Genomic DNA, 21,475 nt, shown 5'->3' with positions numbered 1-21,475 from the left:
TTATCGGCTTCTTTGTCGCGCCTCTCCTATCCGGACGCGTGTTATGGCACTCTCGGAGCATAGTGCTACATAGAAACTGGACAGCAAAAAAGGAGTTTCTTAGTTGTATGACGACCAGTGGAAGAATGTTTACACCTGGAGAAAAGCTCCAATCGTACTCGAGCGTTTCTGGCGCAGTCTGAAGTACAATGAAGTCTGCATGAACGATTACGAGAGTCCACAGGAGACCAGGCATGGCATGGAACGTTACATCCATTTGCACAATCACTATTGCCGCATCAGTCGCTGCAGCCAATGATTAAAAGAAAACTAATTGCCGGGCAGTTGGATGCCACGCCAACCGCTTACATCGCCTTGGCCATATTCATTATCACCCACAGCCACCACCGTGCCGTCCGATTTAAGGCCGAGAGTATGAGCGCAACCCGCCGCAACCGCCACAATATCGCGCCAGCCGCTTACATTGCATTGGCCATGCTCATTCCAACCCACAGCCGGCACCGTGCCGTCCGATTTAAGGCCGACGGTATGATTGCTACCCGCCGCTATCGCCACAATACCGCGCCAGCCGCTTACATCGCATTGGTCACGCTTATTCCAACCCACAGCCGCCACCGTGCCGTCCGATTTAAGGCCGACGGTATGAAGGTAACCCGCCGCTGCCGCCACTATGTCGCGCCAGCCGCTTACATTGCATTGGTCATGCTTATTCCAACCCACAGCCGTCACCGTGCCGTCCGATTTAAGCCCGACGGTATGACGATAACCCGCGGCTATGGTAGCTTTAGGCCACCGTTTCACCTTTAACGCCGCTTCTTTCGGTGAAATGCAATCCATGTTTTACCTCCTTGAAAACAAGACCTACTTTATTATAAAACGGCTCCACTCCGAGCGGATGCCGCGAAATTCGGGGTTCTGGGCGATTCACGCCTCCACCGCGGGCAAACAGCCGGCGCGGGTCGGTGAAGTCGTAGGGCACGGCCCGAACCCGCCACTCGGGGTGCCACGTAGAATCGCGGTCGTGCGCCTTGCTAGGTCCAAGTACCACCCGTCGTTTTCCAGTAAGTGCCCCCAATCGCGACGGGAGCGGTCTTGGTATAGAGGCAAGACCGGCAGGGCCTTCCCGGCGGTCCAAATCATGAGGCATGGCACTCCTTTCCCTGATCATAGCGATTCGGAAACGGGATTTCAACACGGTACTACGAATACCCAAAAGAAAAAGCTTTCTCCCGCGCTTCGCTTGGGCTACGTCCTCCATCTGAGACACCAACATGCTGGAAATATATATCATTATTTCCGCTGCAGTTTTATTGACAACCGATCCCTTAGGGGTAACAAAAAAGGTCGATGTGCAGCATTTCACACCTTAATATTTGAAAAACTGTCTTGACATCTTGTAGCGCTATAGAGGATGGTCCGACCGTAGATTACGCGTTCAAGGTGACAGACTCCGGCTGCTTCATTTAAAACTCTAAAGTGCATGTCGAATGTTCGATCGAAGAATAGCTTATTTACTGGGCTATAGTTTCTTGAACCTTCGCATTTGCATCAATGTAGTATGATAGGGGTGGTGTCGAATGAGGAAAGGAGTCGAACGATCATGAATTGTTTAGAGAGGATGCTAAGAGAGGCCGACCGCAGCTTGTGTAGACGGTAAAGTCCCGCATGGAATCCGGAAACCGGGTTTCCGTCGGCACCGGGTTTCCGTCGGCAAGAGCTGCATGGAGCGGCGTATCTGTAAAAAATGATATTCTTTTGTTAAAGGAGGAGTATGGTTGAAAGAAGCTATTCTTATCCGGGGCGCCCGTGAAAACAACCTGAAAAACATCTCGCTGTCGATTCCAAGAAATCGGTTGGTCGTCTTGACCGGACCATCGGGGTCCGGGAAATCGACGCTCGCGATGGATACGCTGCAGAAGGAATGCCAGCGGCAGTATATGGAATCCATGGGAATGGTCACGGACTCGATCAGCAAGCCGAAGGTGGATTCCATCGCCGGACTGTCTCCGTCAATCAGCGTAGGACAGCACGTCACGAACCGCAATCCGAGGTCGACGGTTGGCACGGTGACGGACATCTATTCGTATTTGCGGCTATTATACGCCAAGCTCGGGGAGCGGCCGTGCCCGTCCTGCGGCGCGACTGTTCCGCCTTCGTTCGAAGAGACGGGCGGCTTGAGCGAGGAGGACGAAGCGTCCGGTCAACCGCAATACGTGCGCTGCCCAAGCTGCGCGGCCGAGCTTCCCAAGCTGACGATGGGCCATTTCTCGTTCAACAAGCCGGAGGGCGCCTGCGGAACGTGCGACGGGCTCGGCAGCGTAGCCAGCCCGAATCTGGAGGCCGTCTTCGACGAAGAGCTGAGCCTGCGCGGGGGATGCGTGACCTTTTGGTACGAGTCGCTCATCGATTACCATAATAGCATACTGCAGGCTGCCGCCAAGCATTACGGATTCGTCTTCGATCCGGATCAGCCATTGAAGGAATACGGCCAGATTCAGCGCGATCTGTTGTTCTACGGCGTGGAAAGCGAAGCCTTTCTGCGGCACTTCCCGAACGTCCAGCCGCCCAAGACGGTCAGCAGAGGGAAGTTCGAAGGCGTCGTGACGAGCTTGTGGCGGCGCTACTTGGAAAAGGACGGCGACCCGAACGGCTCGGCATCCGTAGGAGCGTTTTTCCGCCAGCAAATGTGCACCGGCTGCCAAGGAACGAAATTGAACAAGGAAAGCCGCCAGGTGACGGTACGCGGTGCGTCGATTGCCGAGGTATCTTCCTGGTCGTTGGATGACGTGCTGGCGTGGCTGAACGGTTTGCCGGGGAGCTTGCCGCCGGCCGGGCGAGAGCTGCTGGAGCCGGTGCTGAACGATTTGCCGGAGCGGCTGAGACGGGTGATCGATGTCGGTTTAGGGTACTTGTCGCTTCACCGGCAGACGGTGACGCTATCCGGAGGAGAGGCGCAGCGAATCCGGCTCGCTTCCTTGCTCGGTTCCGGTCTCACCGGGGTGCTGTATATTTTGGACGAGCCTTCGGCAGGACTGCATCCGCGGGATACGGAAGGGCTAATCCATGTCCTGAAGCAGCTTCGCGATCTGGGAAATACGGTGCTAGTCATCGAGCATGACGTCGAGGTGATGCGTGCGGCGGACCATGTCATCGACATGGGGCCCGGGGCGGGCGCTATGGGAGGCACCGTTGTCGGCGAGGGTCCATTGGAAGCTCTGAAGTTATGTGAGAGCTCGGTCACGGGCGCTTATTTGCGGGACGAGAGCCGTCTTGTTCCGGGGCGGGTCAGAAGACGGGGCAACGGGAGCTTCCTGACAATCCGGGATGCCCATGCGCGGAATTTAAAGCACATTACCGTTTCGTTTCCTCTCGGCTGCCTGATTTCGGTGACCGGCGTATCCGGTTCGGGGAAGTCTACGCTTCTGTTTGATCTGCTCGCCCCGGACGGGCAGTCCGGGAAGCGTGAAGGCTGCGGAGAGATTACCGGTCTGGAGCATATCGGGAACTGGATAACCGTAGACCAGTCGCCGCTCGGACGGATGCAGCGTTCGAACATTGCGACGTATACCGAAGTGTTTACCTTGATTCGGAACCTGTTCGCCAGCTTGCCGGAGGCGAAGCGGAGCAAGCTGACATCAAAGCACTTCTCGTTCAACACGCCCGGCGGCCGCTGCGAGAACTGCCAGGGACTCGGCGTTTTGTCGCTTCACATGCATTTTCTTCCGAATCTGGAAGTAAAATGTCCCGCTTGCCGAGGCAGAAGGTTCCAGGACGATGTGCTGCGTATTACCTACAAAGGTTATACGATTTCCGATCTGCTGGATATGACTGTTCAAGAAAGCCTGTCCGTCCTCAAGGATCAGGACAAAATGTCAAGAACGATTGAATTACTCTGCGAGGTAGGGCTCGGCTACTTGCAGTGGGGCCAGTCCGTCACGACGCTGTCGGGCGGAGAGGGTCAGCGGATCAAGCTGGCCAAGGAGCTAAGCAAAAAAACGAAGACGCACACGCTCTATCTGCTGGACGAACCGACCACCGGCCTGCATCCCGGAGATGTGCGGCAGCTGCTCGTTTTGTTGAACAAACTGGTCGATGCGGGCCATACCGTGATGGTGGTCGAGCATAACGTGGACGTCATCCGCGAGTCCGATTGGGTTGTCGATCTCGGTCCCGAAGGGGGAGAAGCGGGCGGCTCGCTTGTCGCATCGGGAACCCCGGAGGAAGTGGCGGCATGCGAGGCTTCTCATACCGGGCGCTTTTTGAGACAAGCGCTGCGCTTATAAAGTCGGCATGCAGGGCGTTCCGTCATAAGCCGTCTGTAGGAGGAGGTGCCGTTCGGGCATCTCCTTTTTTATTCGCTGTTTGGGGCGCTGATTTCACAATAGTCGCATAACCCGCTATAATTAGGAGATACTTTTGCATCGCAGGGAAGGGAAGCGAGTACATGTTTGCGCGTAGGGAAAGCTTGGGTCAGTACATTCGGCTTTATCCTGTGACAACGGCCATCATCTTGATTCAATTGCTGGTGATGGCGGCCATGGAGTGGTACGGATCGTCCAAAGACAGCGAAACGCTGCTCCGGTTCGGCGCCATGTTCGGCATTCCGGGCTTCGAGCCGGAACCGTGGCGCTATGTGACGTCCATCTTCGTGCATATCGGGTTCCAGCATCTGCTTTTTAACAGCTTTGCCTTGTACGTGTTTGCTGCGCCGCTTGAGCGCATGCTCGGCGTCTGGCGCTACGCGGCGTTCTATCTTGCCAGCGGAATCGCCGGGAATGTGGCGAGCGCCTGGTTGAACTCGGACTACTATATCGGAGCGGGGGCATCGGGAGCGATCTACGGCGTGTATGCCGCTTACCTGTACTTATCCGTATTCCGCCGCGATCTGATCGACTACCAGACGAAACAAACGGTATGGACCATTGTGATCATCGGCTTCGTTTATTCCTTCATTATCCCGAATGTCGACATTTACGCCCATGCCGGCGGCTTCGTCGGCGGGTTGGCCGTATCGGCGCTGATGACCTTGTTCGTCAAACGGAGACGGCGCAGGGAAGGCTGGGACGAGCCCGGAACGGAGTAGTATAACGGGCTTGTTAACCTCGACCCGTCTGGGCTGGTTAGAAAATAGAGGAACGCAGGTGCTTTAAGCGGAGTCTTGAAGATGGTGGTGGGGGCATAGCGGAACTGGGGAGCATCTAAGTGTGTCGAAAAATGTTCATGCTCCCCGCAATCGGCTCGATATCACACCGCAGGTTCTCTATATTAGGCGATTCGACCAATTCGGCCGGTATAGCGCATCGCACTTCCTCTAGTTTGAGCATCTCACATCAAGGACGAAGCTGCATATACACAAAATTGTTTGCCTCGAAGCATAACCCCGCCGGTTTCAACGATAGAGTAACCTCCTCTCGAAGAACAGGCCATGAGCACCGGACGAATTGTTGTTGCCAAAAAAAGGATCGGGTGATTTCGGGCATCACAAAGCCGGCTCTTGAGCCTATATTTTGAACGCGCTTACAATTATTCCGCAGCATCGTCGTATCCTTGTCTACATCCCGGCCACAAAACGCGGTGCCGTACCCCTTCCTCGAAATCTGCTTAACAACAACTGCGATTATCCGTACAACCGCATAAATAATCCGTCCTCCGGGAGACAAAGAAAAGTCGCGGTGATAATCTTTATCAATGAGCAGGTCCAACGAAGAGGAGGGATAGATGTGAACCGAAAAAACGGAATCGCAAGATTGCTCGAGATTGCGGGCGAGAAGCGCGGCCTGCTGATCGTTTCCGGCATTTTGTCGGCACTGAGCGCGGTCTGCCTTCTGATTCCTTACGTATCGGTATATTTTGTGATCCGCGAGCTGTTGGAGCATGCGACCAATCCGGCTTCGGCCGACGGACCGGGGATGATCCGCTGGGGGATCGTTGCGCTATTGGGCTTACTTGGAAGCCTGCTGCTGATGTATGGGGGAGGGATGTTCTCCCATATGGCGGCGTTCCGGATCTTGTACGGTCTGCGCGTCAAGCTGTCCAACCATATCGGACGGCTGCCGCTTGGCTGGCTGAACGGCACCTCGACGGGCGTCGTCAAGAAGACGCTGGAGCAAAACGTGGAAAAGGTGGAAACCTTCGTCGCGCATCAGCTCCCGGATCTTATTCATGTGGCGGTGACGACCCTGGTGATGATCGTCGCGATGTTCGCGTTGAACGGATGGCTGGCGTTGGCCTGCCTCATTCCCATTGCGGCAGGTTTCACCGTGCAGATTGTGCTCTCGACGGGAGAAAAGTCCAAGAAGAACGTTAAGCTGTACTACGATTCTTTGGAGCGGATGAGCGGCTCGGCGGTTCAATATGTGCGGGGGATGCCGGCGGTGAAGGTGTTCGGGCAGACGGTCCATTCGTTTCGCAAGTTTTACGACGACATGATCCGCTACCGGGATTATTGCGTCAACTATACGGACCAATTTCAGAACGGGTACCTGATCTTTAAAGTCATACTCAGCTCGTTTGCGGCGTTTATACTGCCGGTCGGCGTCTTTCTGCTGGCCCGGGACCCGGGCAGCGTGGCGTTTGCCTCGGTTCTGCTGTTTTTTCTGATCATGGCTCCAGGCATCTCCGCCCCGATGTTCAAAATTATGAATATCAGCTCCTCGCTCCGCGATATTCACGAGGGGGTCGAACGGATCGACCGCATTTTGGCGGAGGAGCCGGTACGGGAGCCGGAGACTCCGAGAAAGCCGACTGCGTACGACTTGACTTTCCACAATGTCTCCTTCTCCTACGGGGCGGAAGGCAGATCATCCCGGAGCGAAGCGCTGTCCGATCTTTCGTTCAACGCCCGGCAGGGCAAGGTAACGGCATTGGTCGGTCCGTCAGGCTCCGGCAAGTCCACGGCCGCCAATCTCATTCCCCGGTTCTGGGATGTAAGTGAAGGAAGCATCCGCATCGGCGGCATAGACATCCGCGAGATGGCCTCGGCCGATCTGATGAACACCGTCGCTTTCGTTTTTCAGGAAACGTTCTTGTTCTACGATACGCTTTACAACAATATCGCCGTCGGGCGGCCCGGAGCGTCGGCGGAGGAAGTGTACGCCGCAGCGCAGGCGGCTCAATGTCATGAGTTTATCGGCAGGCTCCCCCAAGGGTACGACACCTTGATCGGGGAAGGGGGCGTATACTTGTCGGGCGGCGAGGAGCAGCGGATCGCGGTGGCCCGGGCGATCTTGAAGGATGCCCCCATTCTGGTGCTGGATGAGGCGACCGCCTTCGCCGATCCCGAGAACGAGTATGAGATGCAGCAGGCGCTGAAGCAGCTGATGCAGGGAAAAACGGTCATCGTGATCGCGCACCGGCTTTCCTCGATCCGGGATGCCGATCAGATTATCGTGCTGAACGCCGGCCGGCTCGAAGAGCGGGGAACGCATGACGGACTCGTTGCCGCGAACGGCTTGTATGCCAGAATGTGGCGGGCGTACACGGATGCAGGGCAATGGCAGATTGAAACGGGAGGGGTGAAGGCATGAGTCTGCTTCATAACATCACCGCGGGCCAGCCGAAGAAGCTGATCAAGCCCGTATTGTATACGACGCTCGCCAACCTGATGGCGATCGCGCCTTTTGCCCTGCTGGTCGGAGGCGCGAGACTGATCTTCGAGCCGTTCGTTCATCCGGGCGCGCCATTGGATGTAGCGGGGCTTTGGTGGGTCTGCGGGGGCATGGCGGCCGCGCTGGTTGTTTTGTTCTTTTGCGAAGTGCCGGCCTACCGCGCCCAGTTCCGGGGGGCCTACGAGACCGCTGCAGAAGGACGCGCTCAGTTGGCCGAGCATTTGCGTAAGCTTTCCCTCGGCTACTTGAACCGTCGTGACCCCGGCGATTTGGCGAATATGATGATGGGGGATTTTACGCTGGTGGAGCACGGCATCTCGCATCTCGTGCCGCAGATGCTCGGCGCCTTGGTCATGCCGGTGCTGGCCCTTGCCGGGCTTTCCGTTTTGGACTGGCGCATGGCGGCTGCCATGTTTGCCGCTTTTCCGGTGGCGGTGGCTCTGGTGCTTCTCACCTCCCGCATTCAGCGGAAGCTGGGGGCCAGCCATATGCGGGCCAAACTTGACGCCGCGAACCGTCTTCAGGAGTATTTGAACGGCATCCGGGTCATTAAAGCTTACAATATTACGGGCGAGCGCTTCGTCCGGCTGGAAAAATCGTTCAAGGAGCTGATGCGGCACAGTATCCGGATCGAAGGGCTGCTTGGACCGATCGTGCTGAGTGCCATCGCCCTCATCCGCGCCGGGCTGACCCTGATGGTGATCGTAGGGGTTCATCTGCTGCTGGGCGGCAAGCTCGACGTGATGACGCTGGTTGCGTTTTTGCTCATCGGAACGCGGATTTTCGATCCTCTCACGACCGCGCTCGTGAACTACGCGGAGTTCCGCTATCACGAGCAGGCCGGCGAGCGCATCGTACAATTGCTGAAAGAACCGGGCATGGCGGGCGGCGAGCTTCCTCCCGGGGAGCACGATGTCGAGCTGCGGCAGGTCACCTTCGGCTACAACGAGCAATCCACGCTCAAAAACATCAGCGTCCGGATGCCTGCCGGTTCGTTCACCGCGCTGGTCGGTCCGTCGGGAAGCGGAAAAAGTACGATTCTTCGGCTGGCCGCCCGCTTCTACGATCCCGTCGAAGGAAAGGTGCTGCTCGGAGGGCAGGATATGCGGAGCATGGACCCGGAAGCGCTGCTGCGCAAGGTGTCGATGGTGTTCCAGGATGTCTATCTATTCCAGGACACGATCGGCAACAATATCCGCTTCGGACGGAGCGGCGCCACGCAGCAGCAGGTGGAGGAAGCGGCCCGGCTGGCCTGCTGCCACGAGTTTATCATGAAGCTGCCGCAAGGCTACGATACAATGGTAGGCGAGGGAGGCAGCACGTTATCGGGCGGGGAAAAGCAGCGGATATCCATCGCGCGGGCAATTCTGAAGAATGCCCCGATCGTCCTGCTCGACGAGGCGACGGCTTCCCTGGACCCGGAAAACGAGGTGGAGATTCAGCGCGCGATCGACCATCTGGTCCAAGGGCGGACGGTCATCGTTATCGCGCATCGTCTGAAAACGATAAAGAACGCCGACAACATCATCGTGTTGGATAGCGGCCGCGTGGTCGAGCAGGGGCGGCATAACGACCTGCTGAAGCGCGGAGGCTTGTACGCCCGGCTCTGGAATTTGCAGCAGCAAACCGGAGGCTGGAGCATCTCTTCTTGAGCGGACCTGCTACAGCAGATGTCATAGACCGCTTGTTACAACCTCTAATCCAGCCTGGCGCTGGATTTTTTGTTGAATCGAAAAGGGGATATGATATACTATAACTTATTGAAAATGATTATCAATATCATACATACGAGGTGCGATTTTACATCATGGAAGAGATTTGCCAGGGGGGAACGATGAACATTCGGGCAGAGTTTGCCGGGCTTAACGAGATGACGACGAACGTGTGCAGCTATTTGAACGCTGCTCCGCAGACGGAGCCTTATGAACAAGCGGGAACGATCTTGCCGGAATACGGCGAAGGGCAATTTTCCTTCATCCGGCTTCAGGACGGTATGGAGCTGCAGTTGAGCGATATGATCTGGCGGGAGGATGTAACCTTTGACATCGGCGTCCGGTATCCGCATCTTGAGCTTGCGCTGAATATCGAGGGGAACGGCTGCTGGTCCGCGGAAGGCCAGCGGAGGGAAGTATCGAGCGAGTCCGGCTCCGCGCAGCTCGTTTACTTTAACGATATTCGTGTCCATGCGGAGCATAGGAAAAATAAACGGATCGTGCATGCGGAGCTGCGCCTGGACGCCCGGCTCTGGCGGCCTCTTTTTCAAGAGCTGGATGTCCGGATGGAACAGTCCTTCTTCTGCTATGAAGACTTGATCGGTCCCAAGCTTCAGGTTCTGGTGCAGCAGCTGCAGAGCTGCCCGTACGGCGGCTCGGCCAAGCGGCTTTTTCTGGAGGGGAAGTGCCTCGAGCTGCTGGCGTCGTTTATTTACGAAGCGGACGAGAGCCGGGCGAGGAAAAGCTCCAGCTTGAGAACGGAAGATATCGATAAAATCTACAGTGCCAGAGATATTTTGCTGCAGACGCTGGCGCAGCCGCCAAGCCTGCTTGCCTTATCGCGTAAAATCAGCCTCAACGACTATAAATTAAAGGTTGGCTTTAAGGAGGTATTCGGGATGACCGTCTTCGAATTCGTCCGCCAGCAGCGGATGGAGAAAGCCAGGATGCTGTTGGAGAACGGCTCGCTGAACGTCAGTCAAGCCGCGTCTCTGGTAGGCTATAATAACTTCAGTCATTTTGCGGCTTTATTCAAGAAGACGTATGGCGTGAATCCGAGCGACTATGCCAGAGATGCCGCACAATAACGCACCTTTACAGCGTCGAGTTCACATAGCATTTAAGTAAACAAGAAACATATCGTTGCGATGAACCGAATGCTGTGTTAAGATAGGATAAATTTAACAGAGCGGAGGGTTACGTGTGTTAGACATTTCCAATTCCGGTGTATTTGGGACTACGAATTAAATAGTGCTCAAAGGCTCTGTCTGTGTACAGAGTGATCGGGATTGGTCTGCCTGCATATACGGGTAACCCTGTTTAGTTATACGCGAAATATAGCTATAAGAGGGAGGGACGAATCGGCCCTCTTTTTGTCATGCCCGCAAACCGTAATACCGCGGCCGGTAATCCATCCGCTGAAGACTGCCCTGATTTTGACGTAGGTCGGAACAGGGAAGGTTCTTCCTAAGGGGATACGTACGTCCTTTTCCGATGACTCCAGGCACAGGCAGCAGCCAGTGTTTTTATTTTTAATCTTGGGAGGAATCAGACTATGAACGAACAGATACTGCGAGTAGACGGAATCGAATTATGTACCGAAAGCTTCGGAAATCCAAACGATCCGGCCGTTTTACTGATCATGGGAGCCACCGCATCGATGATTTGGTGGGAGGACGAGTTTTGCCAACGTCTGGCGGATCGGGGGAGGTACGTGATCCGATACGATAACCGCGATGTCGGGCGGTCAACGACATATGAACCGGGGCAGCCGGGCTATACTTTGGAGGATATGGCGGACGATGCGGTTCGCGTGCTTGACGGGTACGGGATTCCGCAGGCTCATTTTGTCGGCATGTCGCTTGGCGGGCTGCTTACGATGCTTGTGGCGCTGCGGCACCCGCAAAACGTGCTGACCGCTACGCTGGTGATGACGTCGGCTTTCTCGCCGGGTCTGCCGCCGATGGAGGAGAAGGTGGAAGCTTTCTTTGCCGATACGGCCAAGGTGGATTTGACGAACGATCAGGCAGCTATCGATTTGACTGTAGAAAAATGGAAGATTTTGAGGGGCTCCAAGCATCCGTTTGATGAGAAAAGAATCAGACGTCTGGCTATCCAAGAAATAAGGAGGGCGAACCGCTTAGCCAGCATGTTCAACCACGGTCTGTTAACGGGCGGGGAATCGTATATCGCGAGGGTTCGCGAGATCGAAGCTCCCGCGCTGATCATTCACGGAACGGAGGATCCCATTTTGCCTTATGAGCATGGGGTGGCGCTTGCGAACCAAATTCCGGGAGCCGTTCTGCTCACATTGGAAGGGATCGGGCACGAGCTGCACCATAACGATTGGGATCGTATGATCGACGCGATCATGAAGCACACAGGGGAACAATAATAGGAAGCGGCAGTTTGGAGCTTGATTTGCGGCTCCGGACCGCCGCTTTTTTTGTTTCGGATGCCCGGCATCGACAGTCTCGAAAGAGCCGAGATGTACTGCGAAATTTTACAGCACTTGACATTTGATGGGGAAGTAAGGTACAGTAAAGATAATTATTGCCTAAGGAGAGATTTTGATGTCGGTGGTCGTTCTTAACTAATCAATTCCATAATGAGGTTTCTGGAAATTCGTGGGTAAATTTTGCTATTAAGCAAGGTTTATTTTGTCATGGATTTACGGTCACCTTGGAATTAGTTAAGAACAACGGATATCATACAATGCCATAGGTATATGCCTATTCATTGCGCCTATCATCCGTGCTGAGTTCAGCGCGGATTTTCTATTTTCGGGCGCTCTTAATTAGGCATGACATCAAAAGGCAGAGAATGACGTACGTTCATTCTCTGCCTTTTTTTTATTTTCGTACAAGGAGAGATCACCCATGAATGAAAAAGCACTGCAACGTCTGGAATACGGCAAAATCAAAGAAGCTCTGGCAGACTATGCCGTATCGTACCTCGGGAAGCGGCAGATCGCCGAACTGCTTCCTTTAACGGCAATGTCCGTCGTACGGGCGAAGCTGGACGAGACGGCGGAAGCGAAATCTCTGCTCCAGCACGGCGCCAGCGTTCCGATTCCTTCGCTGGAAGGCATGGAAACTATTTTGGAGCTGCTGGGAACGGGCTACGTGTTCAGTGAAAAGGACTTTATGCACATTCACCAATTTCTGACCAGCTGCGCGCAGCTCATGAGGTATATGGCCGCGAAAAGCGGGGCGGCGCCTCAGATCAGCTCTTACGCGGCTTCCATGTATTCGATGGATGCGCTGAAATCGGAGATCGAACGGTGCATCCGTCACGGACAAATCGTTGACTCCGCCAGCAAGGAGCTCATGAAAGTCCGCAAGCGGCTGGCCGTATTCGAGGAACGTCTGAAGAGCAAGCTGGACTCCTTGATGAGCCGCCACCGGTCCATCCTGCAGGAGCATGTCCTCAGCACGCGCAACGGACGGTATGTGCTGCCGGTCAAGAAAGAGCACCGCAAGCTGGTGAAGGGGACGGTGCTCGACGAGTCGGCCAGCGGCCAAACGGTCTATATCGAGCCGGCCGAGGTCATGACAATTCAATTCGAGCTTACGGGGCTGAAAGCGGAGGAAGCGCGGGAGGAGCTGAAAGTGCTGAGCGATTTGACCGCGCTGGCGGAAAGCTGCGATCAACAGTTTCTGATGAACGTCGAGACGGTCGGCACCTACGATTTCATATTTGCCAAGGCGAAATATGCTTTGGCCGTCGGAGGTTCCAACGTGGAGCTGAACGACCAAGGGATTATCGATCTGCGCGAAGCGAAGCATCCGCTGCTGAACCGGCCGATGGTTCCCTTGAACTTCGTCATCGGACGACGGTACCAATCGCTGATTATTACGGGACCGAATACCGGAGGCAAGACCCTTACCCTTAAAACGGTCGGTCTGCTGACCGTCATGGCGCAGTCGGGCTTATTGATACCGGCAAAAGAAGGAAGCTTGCTTTCCGTATTCAATCATATCGCCGTCGATATCGGGGACGGGCAAAGCATCGAGCATGCGCTCAGCACCTTCTCCGCGCATATTCGGAACGTCAACGAAATGCTGCAGTTTGCCGACCGCTCGACGCTCATCCTGATCGACGAGATGGCTTCGGGAACCGATCCGGGGGAAGGTGTCGGCTTGTCGGTGGCCATTCTGGAGGAGCTGCACCGCAGAGGAGCGACGGTGGTGGCGACGACCCATTTTACGGAAATCAAAAATTTCGCCGACGTGACGCCGGGGTTCGAGAATGCCCGGATGGAGTTCGATACGGACACGCTTCAGCCGCTGTACCGGCTGCGGATCGGGGAAGCGGGCCAGAGCTACGCTTTCCTCATCGCATTGAAGCTGGGCCTGCCGGCCGGCCTTATTGAGCGGTCCCGCGAAATTACCGCGCGCGGCTTGCCGCAAAGCTTGCCGCAGGGGGCACAGACCGCCGGGCCCCAACCCGAGCCGAGCGAAGCCTCCGCGGCGGACACGGACGATCGGGAGGAAGAAACGGCAGCGGAGCCTGTGTCTCTGCCCCAAGCAGATAAGGAATCGGAGGAAGCCGGGGAGTCGGCCGCTGAGGCCCCCAGAAGCTTCCAGCTCGGCGATTGCGTGTATATCGCTTATTTGGGCCGTACCGGGATTGTGTTTGAAACCGAGGATTCCCGGGGCAACGTCGGGGTGATGATCCAGAACCAGAAGTTCAAAATCAACCATAAGCGGCTGAAGCTGCATATCGAGAGCAAGGAGCTCTATCCTGACAATTACGATCTGGACATCGTATTCGAGACGAAAGAAAACCGCAAAAAACGCAAGCTGATGGGTCGCAAGCACGCACCGGGCGTTACCATCGAAACCCAATCGGAGGAGTGATCGAAATGAAAAATGATTTGGATGAAATCAGCGCGAAGGTCCGTCTGGAAGAAGGTTCCGTCGTCATCGAGCAGCTTTTGCTGGAATGCTATTTCAGCCCGGGCATCTCGACTAAGGAGCTGGCGCGCAGGACGCTGCTCCCCGTTCCCGTGGCTGCGGCCATCAAGAAGGAGCTTGTCAAAGCAGGCGCGCTGACGCAAGAGAACGGGACGCGCTGCAGCAGGGCGGGAACGGCATGGATTGAACAAGAGCTGGGATACGGCGGAGTAAACAGGGGCTTGTACCTGAAGCTGACGGCGGGCGATGCGGATTGGAAAGCCGAGCTGGCCGACGTGCTAAGCGAGCTTCAGGACATATTCCGCTTGCGGCCGCAAGTGGACGTCCGGATCGATCAATCGAAATGCACAGCGGAGACGAGTCTGCGCCGCGCCGTCCTGTGCTTGAAGCAGCATGCGCTGATCGGAAAGCGCGTGCTCTGCATCGGCGATGACGATCTGGTCAGCGTATCGCTCGGCTTGCTGCTCCGGAAGCTCTTCCCCAAAGGGACGCCTTCGAAAACGAGAATCGACGTTGTCGATATCGACGAGCGGTTTCTGAGCTATATCGCCGAGACCGCAGCCGGGGCAGGACTGCCCATTCAATGCCGCCGCTGGGATTTGCGACAGCCATTGGCCGAGGAATGGCAGGGACAATACGACTGCTTCTTCACCGATCCGCCATATACGCTGCAGGGCATGACGCTGTTCCTTTCCCGCGGCATCAGCGGCTTGAAGAAGAGGAAGGGAGCGCTGATCTTCTTATCCTTTGCCCATAAATCTCCGGAGTTCATGCTGGCGATGCAGCGGGAGTTCGTGCGGATGGGGCTTATGGTCAGCGCCACGTTCCCGCGCTTTAACGAGTACGAAGGGGCGGAAATGATCGCGAACCGGAGCCAAATGATCGTGCTGAAGACGACGGAGCAGACGCGTCCCGAATTCGCCGGCGTATTCGAAGATGCTTTGTACACGGGCGAAGTCAAGCGGACGCTGCGTATTTACCGCTGCCAGCTGTGCGGGGAGGCGGTCTATGTCGGCTTCCAAGGCGACGTGCCCACGATCGAGCAGCTCAAAAACCAAGGGTGTCCCCGCTGCAAGAACGATACGTTTCAATTGATCGAGAAGAAGAGCGTTTAAGGGTACAACGAATTTATGGCGCAAAAGGAGAAGAAAACCAGATGAAGATCCGGCCGATTAAGCAAGAGGATTTGGCCCAGGTGGCCGACTTTGAGAAGGAAATTTCCGTCATATCGTTTGGCAGCGAGGCGGTAACGGATTTGGGGTTCCACCGGCGCAAGCTGGAAAAAGCGATGCCTCATGAAAGGGAAGGCATGCTCGTCTTGGAGCTGGAAGGCCGGGTGGCCGGCTGGCTCTGGATGACGCTCAAAGAGAATTTCGTGACGAAAGAAAACTATATCCAGTTCAAAAGCTTCTACGCTGCCGAATCGTGCCGCGGCTCGGAGGCGGTAACGGCTTTGTTCGAGGCAGGAATGGATTTTGCCGGCAGACAGAAGGCCCGGCGCATCGTCGGGCACGTGCACGTCAGCAACTTGCCCATGCGCGTACTGTATAAAAATTACGGCTTCGCGCCGACCCATCTGACGATGGAGTACAAGGCGCACGATCAGGAAGCTTAGGCTGCGGGGGATAGGTAGCATGATCAAGTGTCTGATTTGGGATCTGGACGAAACGTTATGGCATGGAACGCTGGACGACAACGAAGAGGTGGCGCTGCGCCCCGGCATTCGCGGGGTGCTGGAGCAGTTGGACGGGCGCGGCATTTTGCAGAGCGTAGCGAGCCGGAACGACCATGATCTGGCGATGGCGAAATTGGAGGAACTGGGCATCGTGCGTTATTTTCTGTGTCCCCAGATCGGTTGGGGGACGAAGGCGGAGAGCATCCGACGGGTCGCGAGCGAGCTGAATATCGGGTTGGATGCGGTCGCGTTCATCGACGACAATCCGTTCGAACGCTACGAGGCGGGAACGTATCTGCCGGAGTTGAAGATCTACGGCGCACATGAGGCGCTGGAGCTCGCCCGGTACCCCGAGTTTCAAGCCGGGAAGCTCACGAGGGAGGCGGGGAGACGCCGCGAGATGATGCTTTCCCGGCTGGAGCGGAACACGGCGGAGCAGCGGTTCGCCGGGTCGCGGGAGGACTTTTTGCGCTCCTGCTTCATGGAGCTAAAGGTACGCGCTGCACGTCAGGAGGATCTCGGCCGAGCCTTCGAGCTGACCGCAAGAACGAATCAATTCAATAATTTCACGGAGCGGGTATCGGAGGACGTTGTCCGTTCTTATCTGGAATCGCCTGCGAGAGGGCTTTATGTCGCGGAGCTGAAGGACCGGTTCGGCGACCACGGCATTGTCGGAGCCGCCATGCTGGATTACGGGGAGGAACGGCTGGACATCCGGTTGTTTTGCATCTCTTGCCGCATCGAAGGGCGCGGCATTGGCACCGCGTTTCTCGGGACGGTGCTGAAGCTGGCGCAGCAGGAGCGTCCGGCGATGCTTGAAGCGGTTTGCAGCTACCGAGCCACAGGCCGTAACCGGCCGGCTCTGGTGCTTTTGCAGCTGCTGGGGTTTGCCCGGAAGGAGAAGCGGGAGCACGATTCGATCTATGCTGTGCCGTTTCCGTTCTCGTATGGCGCACCGGATTGGATTCGCGTAAACGTAAAGACGGGTCATTTTAAGCAAGCAGAAGGGAGAATCTTAGGGTGAATCGTGAAGAGATTGAACGGAAGGTGACGGCGATCGTCGCGCAATTGCTCGGCCAGCCGGACGTGGAGCGGTCTGCGCGGCTGCTGGGCCCTCAGGGCGTGTTGGATTCCGTTACGGTCGTTCGGCTGATCGCCTGGCTGGAGCAGGAGTTTCAAGCGACCTTTGACGAGGAGGACCTGATGATCGAATCGTTATCGAGCGTAGACCATATCGTCCGGTTTATCGAAGAAAGCGTGAGCTTGCGGCGTGGAGCCAATTCCGGCTGAAACGTTGAAACCTCGAAGAGTCGACGTCCCATACGGATAGTCGGCTCTTTTTTGTAGGACTGCGCTTGTTCCGATTCTCAAACGGTCTTTAGGCCAGTTTTCCTTCGTTCCTTTGATATAAAAACGGATTATATAGTGGAGAACAGAAAAGAAGTTGAATGTAGTAACACTTTTTTTTATAATGACTTAAAAGTCATAAAATGAATTCAAATTCTAAATTGAGAGGATACTTCGAAATATGACTTCAAAAATTTCTTTAAAGGAAAAACAGCGTAGGGATCGAGAACAGCTTATTTTAGACTACGCTGAAAAGATGTTGTTGGAAAAGGGCTACCATGATGTCAGTATGGATGAAATTGCCGCTGGGGTTGGTGTTGCTAAAGGCACATTATACTTGCACTTCCCAAAAAAAGAAGATCTTGCGTACGCGTTGGTGAAGCCCAAGATGCTGTCCTTTTTTAGTTCCGTCGAAGAAGCGAAAGCTTTTTCGGGCGGTCCCATCGAAAAGCTCGAATATCTCCTTCAACGTGAATTGACTGGGGCCTTTTTTCAATTTTTGCTGAAGAGCAGTTCTGACATAACCACGATCTTTAAATCGTACGAAACGGAGATCCATGAAGTTCTTTCCCAAATCTTTAGCGGCATACATGAGATTTTGAACGAAGGAAAAAGAGAAGGGGTATTTGATCCCGAATTACCGGTCGAGTTTATGTCTTCTGCTTTCATTAACATGTTTGAACCACATTTGTATAAGGAAATGGTTGTGGTAAGAAGGATGCCGTTAGAGGTATACATTCGACATACCGCAATCCTGTTTTTCCGAGGCATTATGAAATCAAAGGAGATGAAATAACATGAGAAATTATCAAGAATTGATGAATCGGAGGTTTGGGGAAGTAGTAACGGAAGAACAATTCAAATGGCTTCACGAAATCGTATTTCTTTCCGCATTGGAAGAGGTTTTGAGCTCAAGCGAGTTGGCGCGCCGTAAAGAAGGAGAAGGGCCTTACCCGGAGCAGTTCGAGCTATTGAATAAGGTTTTTGGAATGAGTCCCGAAGAATTTGAAGAACGGCTTGAGTCCTTTGCTCAGCACATCCAAAGAAAAGGGAAGTTAGGGAAATGAACCGAAACGCCGCTTTAACAACCGGTCCGATCGGAAAAATGTTGTGCACTTGAACGTCGGCATAGAGAACTTCTTGGTGTCGATATGTCCACCTTGATTCAAAACTTGGAGAAGGGTGAATGAAAAGCCCTTTTCGACCATAAAATCCGAATACCCGGAATTATTAACTGTGACGCGAAGCCACGACGATAGGAGTGTTCGATGATGCCAACCTCAAGCCGCGAGACGACGCCTAACCGTGTACAGTCTGCCCGACGCGGGCTTACGGTCTTTTTTGCTTTCCTCGTCCCTCTTTCATGTATGGGTCATTGGCTGACTCTTCATGACGGGAAATGGGTACTTTTTCTGATGTGGACGCCCGCCTTGGCCTCTTTGCTTTCGCGTTTGCTGTTGCGCGAGGGGTTTGCCGACATCTCGCTCCGCCTGGGGGGAAGACGCACTCTTCGATTTCTGCCGATCGTGTTTCTCTTACCGTTAGCGGTCGATTTACCGGCCTATGGATTAGCATGGCTGACCGGACTCGCGCAATTTGCCGCGCCTGCCGCTTATTTAAACGCTCCTCCTGTCGTTTTATTCCTTGTCTTGCTGCTCGCAAATGCCACCCTTGGAACGATTCGAGGCTTGATTGGATGCTTTGGCGAGGAAGTGGGGTGGCGCGGCTACATGCTTACACGTCTGATCGACGCCCGGGTTCCCCGGCCTGTTCTCGTAAGCGGCCTGGTATGGGGCGCGTGGCATCTGCCGCTCCTGATAGCAGGAGCGTATTACACCGGTCCGTTTGTTCTTTTATCCGTCTTGTTGTTTATGGTCACGGTCACGTCCTTCGGGTATGTGATGGCGTATCTCCGTTTGACATCGGGAAGTATTTGGCCGGCGGTCTTCCTGCACGCCTCATGGAATGCCATCACTCAGAACGTCTTTGACCTGTTTACTCAAGGCGATTCGGCCTTGCTGTGGACGGGAGAGTCTGGGGTTTTCGTGGCGCTTGCTTTGCTGGCCTCGGCGTTCGTGATTTCGAGAAAGCAATGGACGATGATTCGAATCCTTCCCGGAAAAGGCGAAAGGCCGGTTCAGGAATCGCTGCCCTTGTAGTTATTTTTTGAAACCGGAGACGGCCTGGAGCAGTATTACCTTGTAAAAAAACTGGAGGTCCGGAAGATGAAGCTGAAAATCATGCTTTTGCTTGTGCTTGCGGTCGGCCTGTTGTCAGGCTGCGGAATCGTCGACAAGGTCAACAATTCGTTAAACTATGTGGAAGAAGCAACCAACTTTATCAACGACACTACGCGGCTTGCGGAGCAATTGCCGACGCTGGCCGGGCAGGCGGTCACCGATCCCGAAGCCAGAACGACTTTGAAGAACGAATTGACCGGTATGAAGGAACGGATCGCAAAATTCAACGCGCTTCAAGCCCCCGATTTTGCCAAGGACGTTCATAAGCAGCTGGTCGGCTATAATGAGACGTTGACGAAGGAGATTAACGGCTATCTGGAGCAGATCAACAACGGCGCCATCGACTGGAAGGCGATTGAAAATTCCCAGTTCATCGACACGCTGAATCAGGTCACTCAAATCCTGGACAAAGTCCAGCGCTTAACTCCTTAAAGAAAATAAAGGATGCGGTTCCCATGAAGGGAACGCATCCTTTTTGTATATGGCGGGACAGGAATACGGTGTTGTTCTTGCCACAGACATGCGTTTTTTATTATACTAGCCATAAGTAAGCAAGAGGGAGTTGGTACGGATGGCAATACGCGATTGCCGGATTGGCCAGTCTCATGCAAAGCCTTATTTTTAGGGCGATACTTTGCATGGGCGTAAAAGGGAGCAACATGAAATCGCCCGATTGAGAGCTATCGTTTCTAATAATATGGCTTTGCACCTTATTTTCAATCTTATAAAATAAGGGGCTGACCTCCATGTGCGGACCATTTATTAGAAACCATCAGTATAACGAGATCAAGAAGCAAGCAGGGAACCTGCAGCACGCTCTCCGAACGATTGCCGATCGTAAGGTATTGGAATCGGTCAGGTTGGGTGCGGCAGCCAAAATCGAAGAGCTGTTCCCGGACGCTTCCAGTCATCAGAAACAGCTGCTGGAGCACATTGTCACATTAGAAACGTCAGAGGATTTCCATAAGTATTTGAGAGCGTTAGAGCCGTATATCCTGGAATTTCCGCCTGTTACGGAAAAGCAGATTCAGAAGCTGTTTCCCAAGAATAAGAAGCTAAAGATTCCTAATTTGTCCGAGATCGACCGTCGTTACATTACCTATCTCAGTTGGGTCGACATCTCTACGAACAAATTGTTCATGGTTTATCCTTTAAACGGGCAATTCGTAGGTGTGGAAGGCCGATATACTCCCACCAATAAGAGAAGCTTTTGCTTCATCTGCCATCGCTATGAAGACCTTGCTTTATTTTCGGCGATATCCAAAAAAAGGCCGGCGAAAGCTTCAGCTGATTATTATAAATCGGTTGGCAATTATTTGTGCATGCATGGTCACGAATGCAATAAGAACATTACAGATATTTCTTCCTTGGAGAGCTTTATTAACACGGTTATAGGCTAGACCAAAAAACCATTGAATCTGCGGCTTTTTGCGGACTCAATGGTTTTTTGCATAAGACTGAGGTTAGCGCTCAAGGGGTCTGGGCTAATCTTTCAAATAAAACGCCCCATTCGGAAGAACGGTTTCTTTATTGACTACGACGAGCCCGACGCCTTCGGGAATATAGGCCACTCTGGAATCGCCGGTGATCACATAATCCCCCGGAACCAGTACCCCGTCTACATTCGTTACCTTTACAGTAGTGGTCAGGTTCAAATTAGGAAAGGTGACGGTAGTCGTCGGCGGGTTTGCCGCCGGTTCGTCCGGCGTCCGGGCGAAAGCTGCGGCCGGCAGCAGGAAAGCCGAGCATAAGGCGAGCACCGTTATTTTGGTTTTCAGCATGCTTCTCATACATGAACACTCCTTTTCTGTGCAGGATTATGTACCTTCATCTTTCTGGTATCGGAACCAGTTAACCATAGTTACCCGTATGGATAATTTTTGAAGCAGGAGAAGCGCCATTTATTTTGGCGAACGGTTGTTCTATGGTATAATCGCTCTAACGACCTTAACCCATTTTGCACCCTGGAAGCTTG

17 protein-coding genes and 1 pseudogene are annotated in these 21,475 nt (G+C 54.2%); 16 read left to right on the top strand and 2 right to left on the bottom strand.

Features of this window, described 5'->3' with window-relative positions; translation table 11 throughout:
- Nucleotides 1–309 precede the first annotated feature (309 nt).
- Nucleotides 310–777: pseudogene (locus tag PEH01S_RS27280) on the bottom strand (RCC1 domain-containing protein); the annotation flags it as partial.
- 998 nt (nt 778–1,775) lie between these two features.
- Between PEH01S_RS27280 and uvrA the strand changes: the two are divergent.
- The 16 genes from uvrA to PEH01S_RS27200 all read left to right on the top strand — a co-directional run bounded on the left by uvrA (nt 1,776) and on the right by PEH01S_RS27200 (nt 20,900).
- Nucleotides 1,776–4,283 carry an excinuclease ABC subunit UvrA gene (gene uvrA, locus PEH01S_RS27275; protein WP_127489270.1) on the top strand — a complete coding sequence of 836 codons (2,508 nt, stop codon included), beginning with the start codon at nt 1,776–1,778 and terminating at the stop codon, nt 4,281–4,283.
- A 161-nt stretch (nt 4,284–4,444) separates the two neighbouring features.
- Nucleotides 4,445–5,083: a rhomboid family intramembrane serine protease gene (locus tag PEH01S_RS27270; RefSeq protein ID WP_025850462.1), complete on the top strand. Its 639-nt coding sequence runs from the start codon at nt 4,445–4,447 to the stop codon at nt 5,081–5,083.
- Between the two features lie 637 nt (nt 5,084–5,720).
- Nucleotides 5,721–7,526 (top strand): ABC transporter ATP-binding protein, encoded by a 1,806-nt coding sequence (locus PEH01S_RS27265; protein ID WP_127489268.1) that lies wholly within the window; start codon nt 5,721–5,723, stop codon nt 7,524–7,526.
- Nucleotides 7,523–9,259, top strand: a complete 1,737-nt coding sequence (locus PEH01S_RS27260) for an ABC transporter ATP-binding protein (RefSeq protein ID WP_127489266.1) — start codon at nt 7,523–7,525, stop codon at nt 9,257–9,259. Before PEH01S_RS27265 ends, PEH01S_RS27260 begins: the two co-directional genes overlap by 4 nt.
- A 182-nt stretch (nt 9,260–9,441) precedes the next feature.
- The gene (locus PEH01S_RS27255; protein WP_127489264.1) at nt 9,442–10,407 is read left to right on the top strand and encodes a helix-turn-helix transcriptional regulator; all 966 of its coding nucleotides are present in this window, start codon (nt 9,442–9,444) and stop codon (nt 10,405–10,407) included.
- Nucleotides 10,408–10,874: 467 nt separating this feature from the next.
- On the top strand, nt 10,875–11,714 hold the full coding sequence (locus tag PEH01S_RS27250) for an alpha/beta fold hydrolase (protein ID WP_127489262.1): 840 nt from the start codon (nt 10,875–10,877) through the stop codon (nt 11,712–11,714).
- Between the two features lie 484 nt (nt 11,715–12,198).
- Complete coding sequence (locus tag PEH01S_RS27245; RefSeq protein WP_127489260.1) at nt 12,199–14,181, top strand: endonuclease MutS2; 1,983 nt, start codon at nt 12,199–12,201, stop codon at nt 14,179–14,181.
- 5 nt (nt 14,182–14,186) lie between these two features.
- On the top strand, nt 14,187–15,353 hold the full coding sequence (locus PEH01S_RS27240; RefSeq protein WP_127489258.1) for a bis-aminopropyl spermidine synthase family protein: 1,167 nt from the start codon (nt 14,187–14,189) through the stop codon (nt 15,351–15,353).
- Between the two features lie 41 nt (nt 15,354–15,394).
- A complete protein-coding gene (locus PEH01S_RS27235; RefSeq protein ID WP_025850455.1) occupies nt 15,395–15,853 on the top strand; it encodes a GNAT family N-acetyltransferase in 459 nt (152 codons plus the stop codon).
- Between the two features lie 19 nt (nt 15,854–15,872).
- On the top strand, nt 15,873–16,937 hold the full coding sequence (locus tag PEH01S_RS27230; RefSeq protein ID WP_127489256.1) for an HAD-IIIC family phosphatase: 1,065 nt from the start codon (nt 15,873–15,875) through the stop codon (nt 16,935–16,937).
- Nucleotides 16,934–17,203: an acyl carrier protein gene (locus tag PEH01S_RS27225; protein WP_127489254.1), complete on the top strand. Its 270-nt coding sequence runs from the start codon at nt 16,934–16,936 to the stop codon at nt 17,201–17,203. Before PEH01S_RS27230 ends, PEH01S_RS27225 begins: the two co-directional genes overlap by 4 nt.
- Before the next feature lie 238 nt (nt 17,204–17,441).
- Nucleotides 17,442–18,056, top strand: a complete 615-nt coding sequence (locus tag PEH01S_RS27220) for a TetR/AcrR family transcriptional regulator (protein WP_127489252.1) — start codon at nt 17,442–17,444, stop codon at nt 18,054–18,056.
- A gap of 1 nt (nt 18,057) precedes the next feature.
- Nucleotides 18,058–18,327 (top strand): hypothetical protein, encoded by a 270-nt coding sequence (locus PEH01S_RS27215; protein ID WP_127489250.1) that lies wholly within the window; start codon nt 18,058–18,060, stop codon nt 18,325–18,327.
- A gap of 204 nt (nt 18,328–18,531) precedes the next feature.
- On the top strand, nt 18,532–19,419 hold the full coding sequence (locus PEH01S_RS27210) for a CPBP family intramembrane glutamic endopeptidase (RefSeq protein WP_025850450.1): 888 nt from the start codon (nt 18,532–18,534) through the stop codon (nt 19,417–19,419).
- 66 nt (nt 19,420–19,485) lie between these two features.
- On the top strand, nt 19,486–19,932 hold the full coding sequence (locus PEH01S_RS27205) for a DUF6376 family protein (protein ID WP_025850449.1): 447 nt from the start codon (nt 19,486–19,488) through the stop codon (nt 19,930–19,932).
- Nucleotides 19,933–20,246: 314 nt separating this feature from the next.
- Nucleotides 20,247–20,900, top strand: coding sequence for a FusB/FusC family EF-G-binding protein (locus tag PEH01S_RS27200; RefSeq protein ID WP_127489248.1), 654 nt, complete (start codon nt 20,247–20,249; stop codon nt 20,898–20,900).
- 84 nt (nt 20,901–20,984) lie between these two features.
- Here PEH01S_RS27200 and PEH01S_RS27195 read toward each other — a convergent pair whose 3' ends face one another.
- A complete protein-coding gene (locus tag PEH01S_RS27195) occupies nt 20,985–21,290 on the bottom strand; it encodes a hypothetical protein (protein WP_127489246.1) in 306 nt (101 codons plus the stop codon).
- Between the last annotated feature and the right edge of the window lie 185 nt (nt 21,291–21,475).

This window comes from Paenibacillus ehimensis NBRC 15659 (assembly GCF_004000785.1).
GTDB lineage: Bacteria > Bacillota > Bacilli > Paenibacillales > NBRC-103111 > Paenibacillus_G > Paenibacillus_G ehimensis.
Note: the sequence above shows the minus strand (reverse complement) of the source record. Positions and strands in the feature narration are given on the sequence as shown.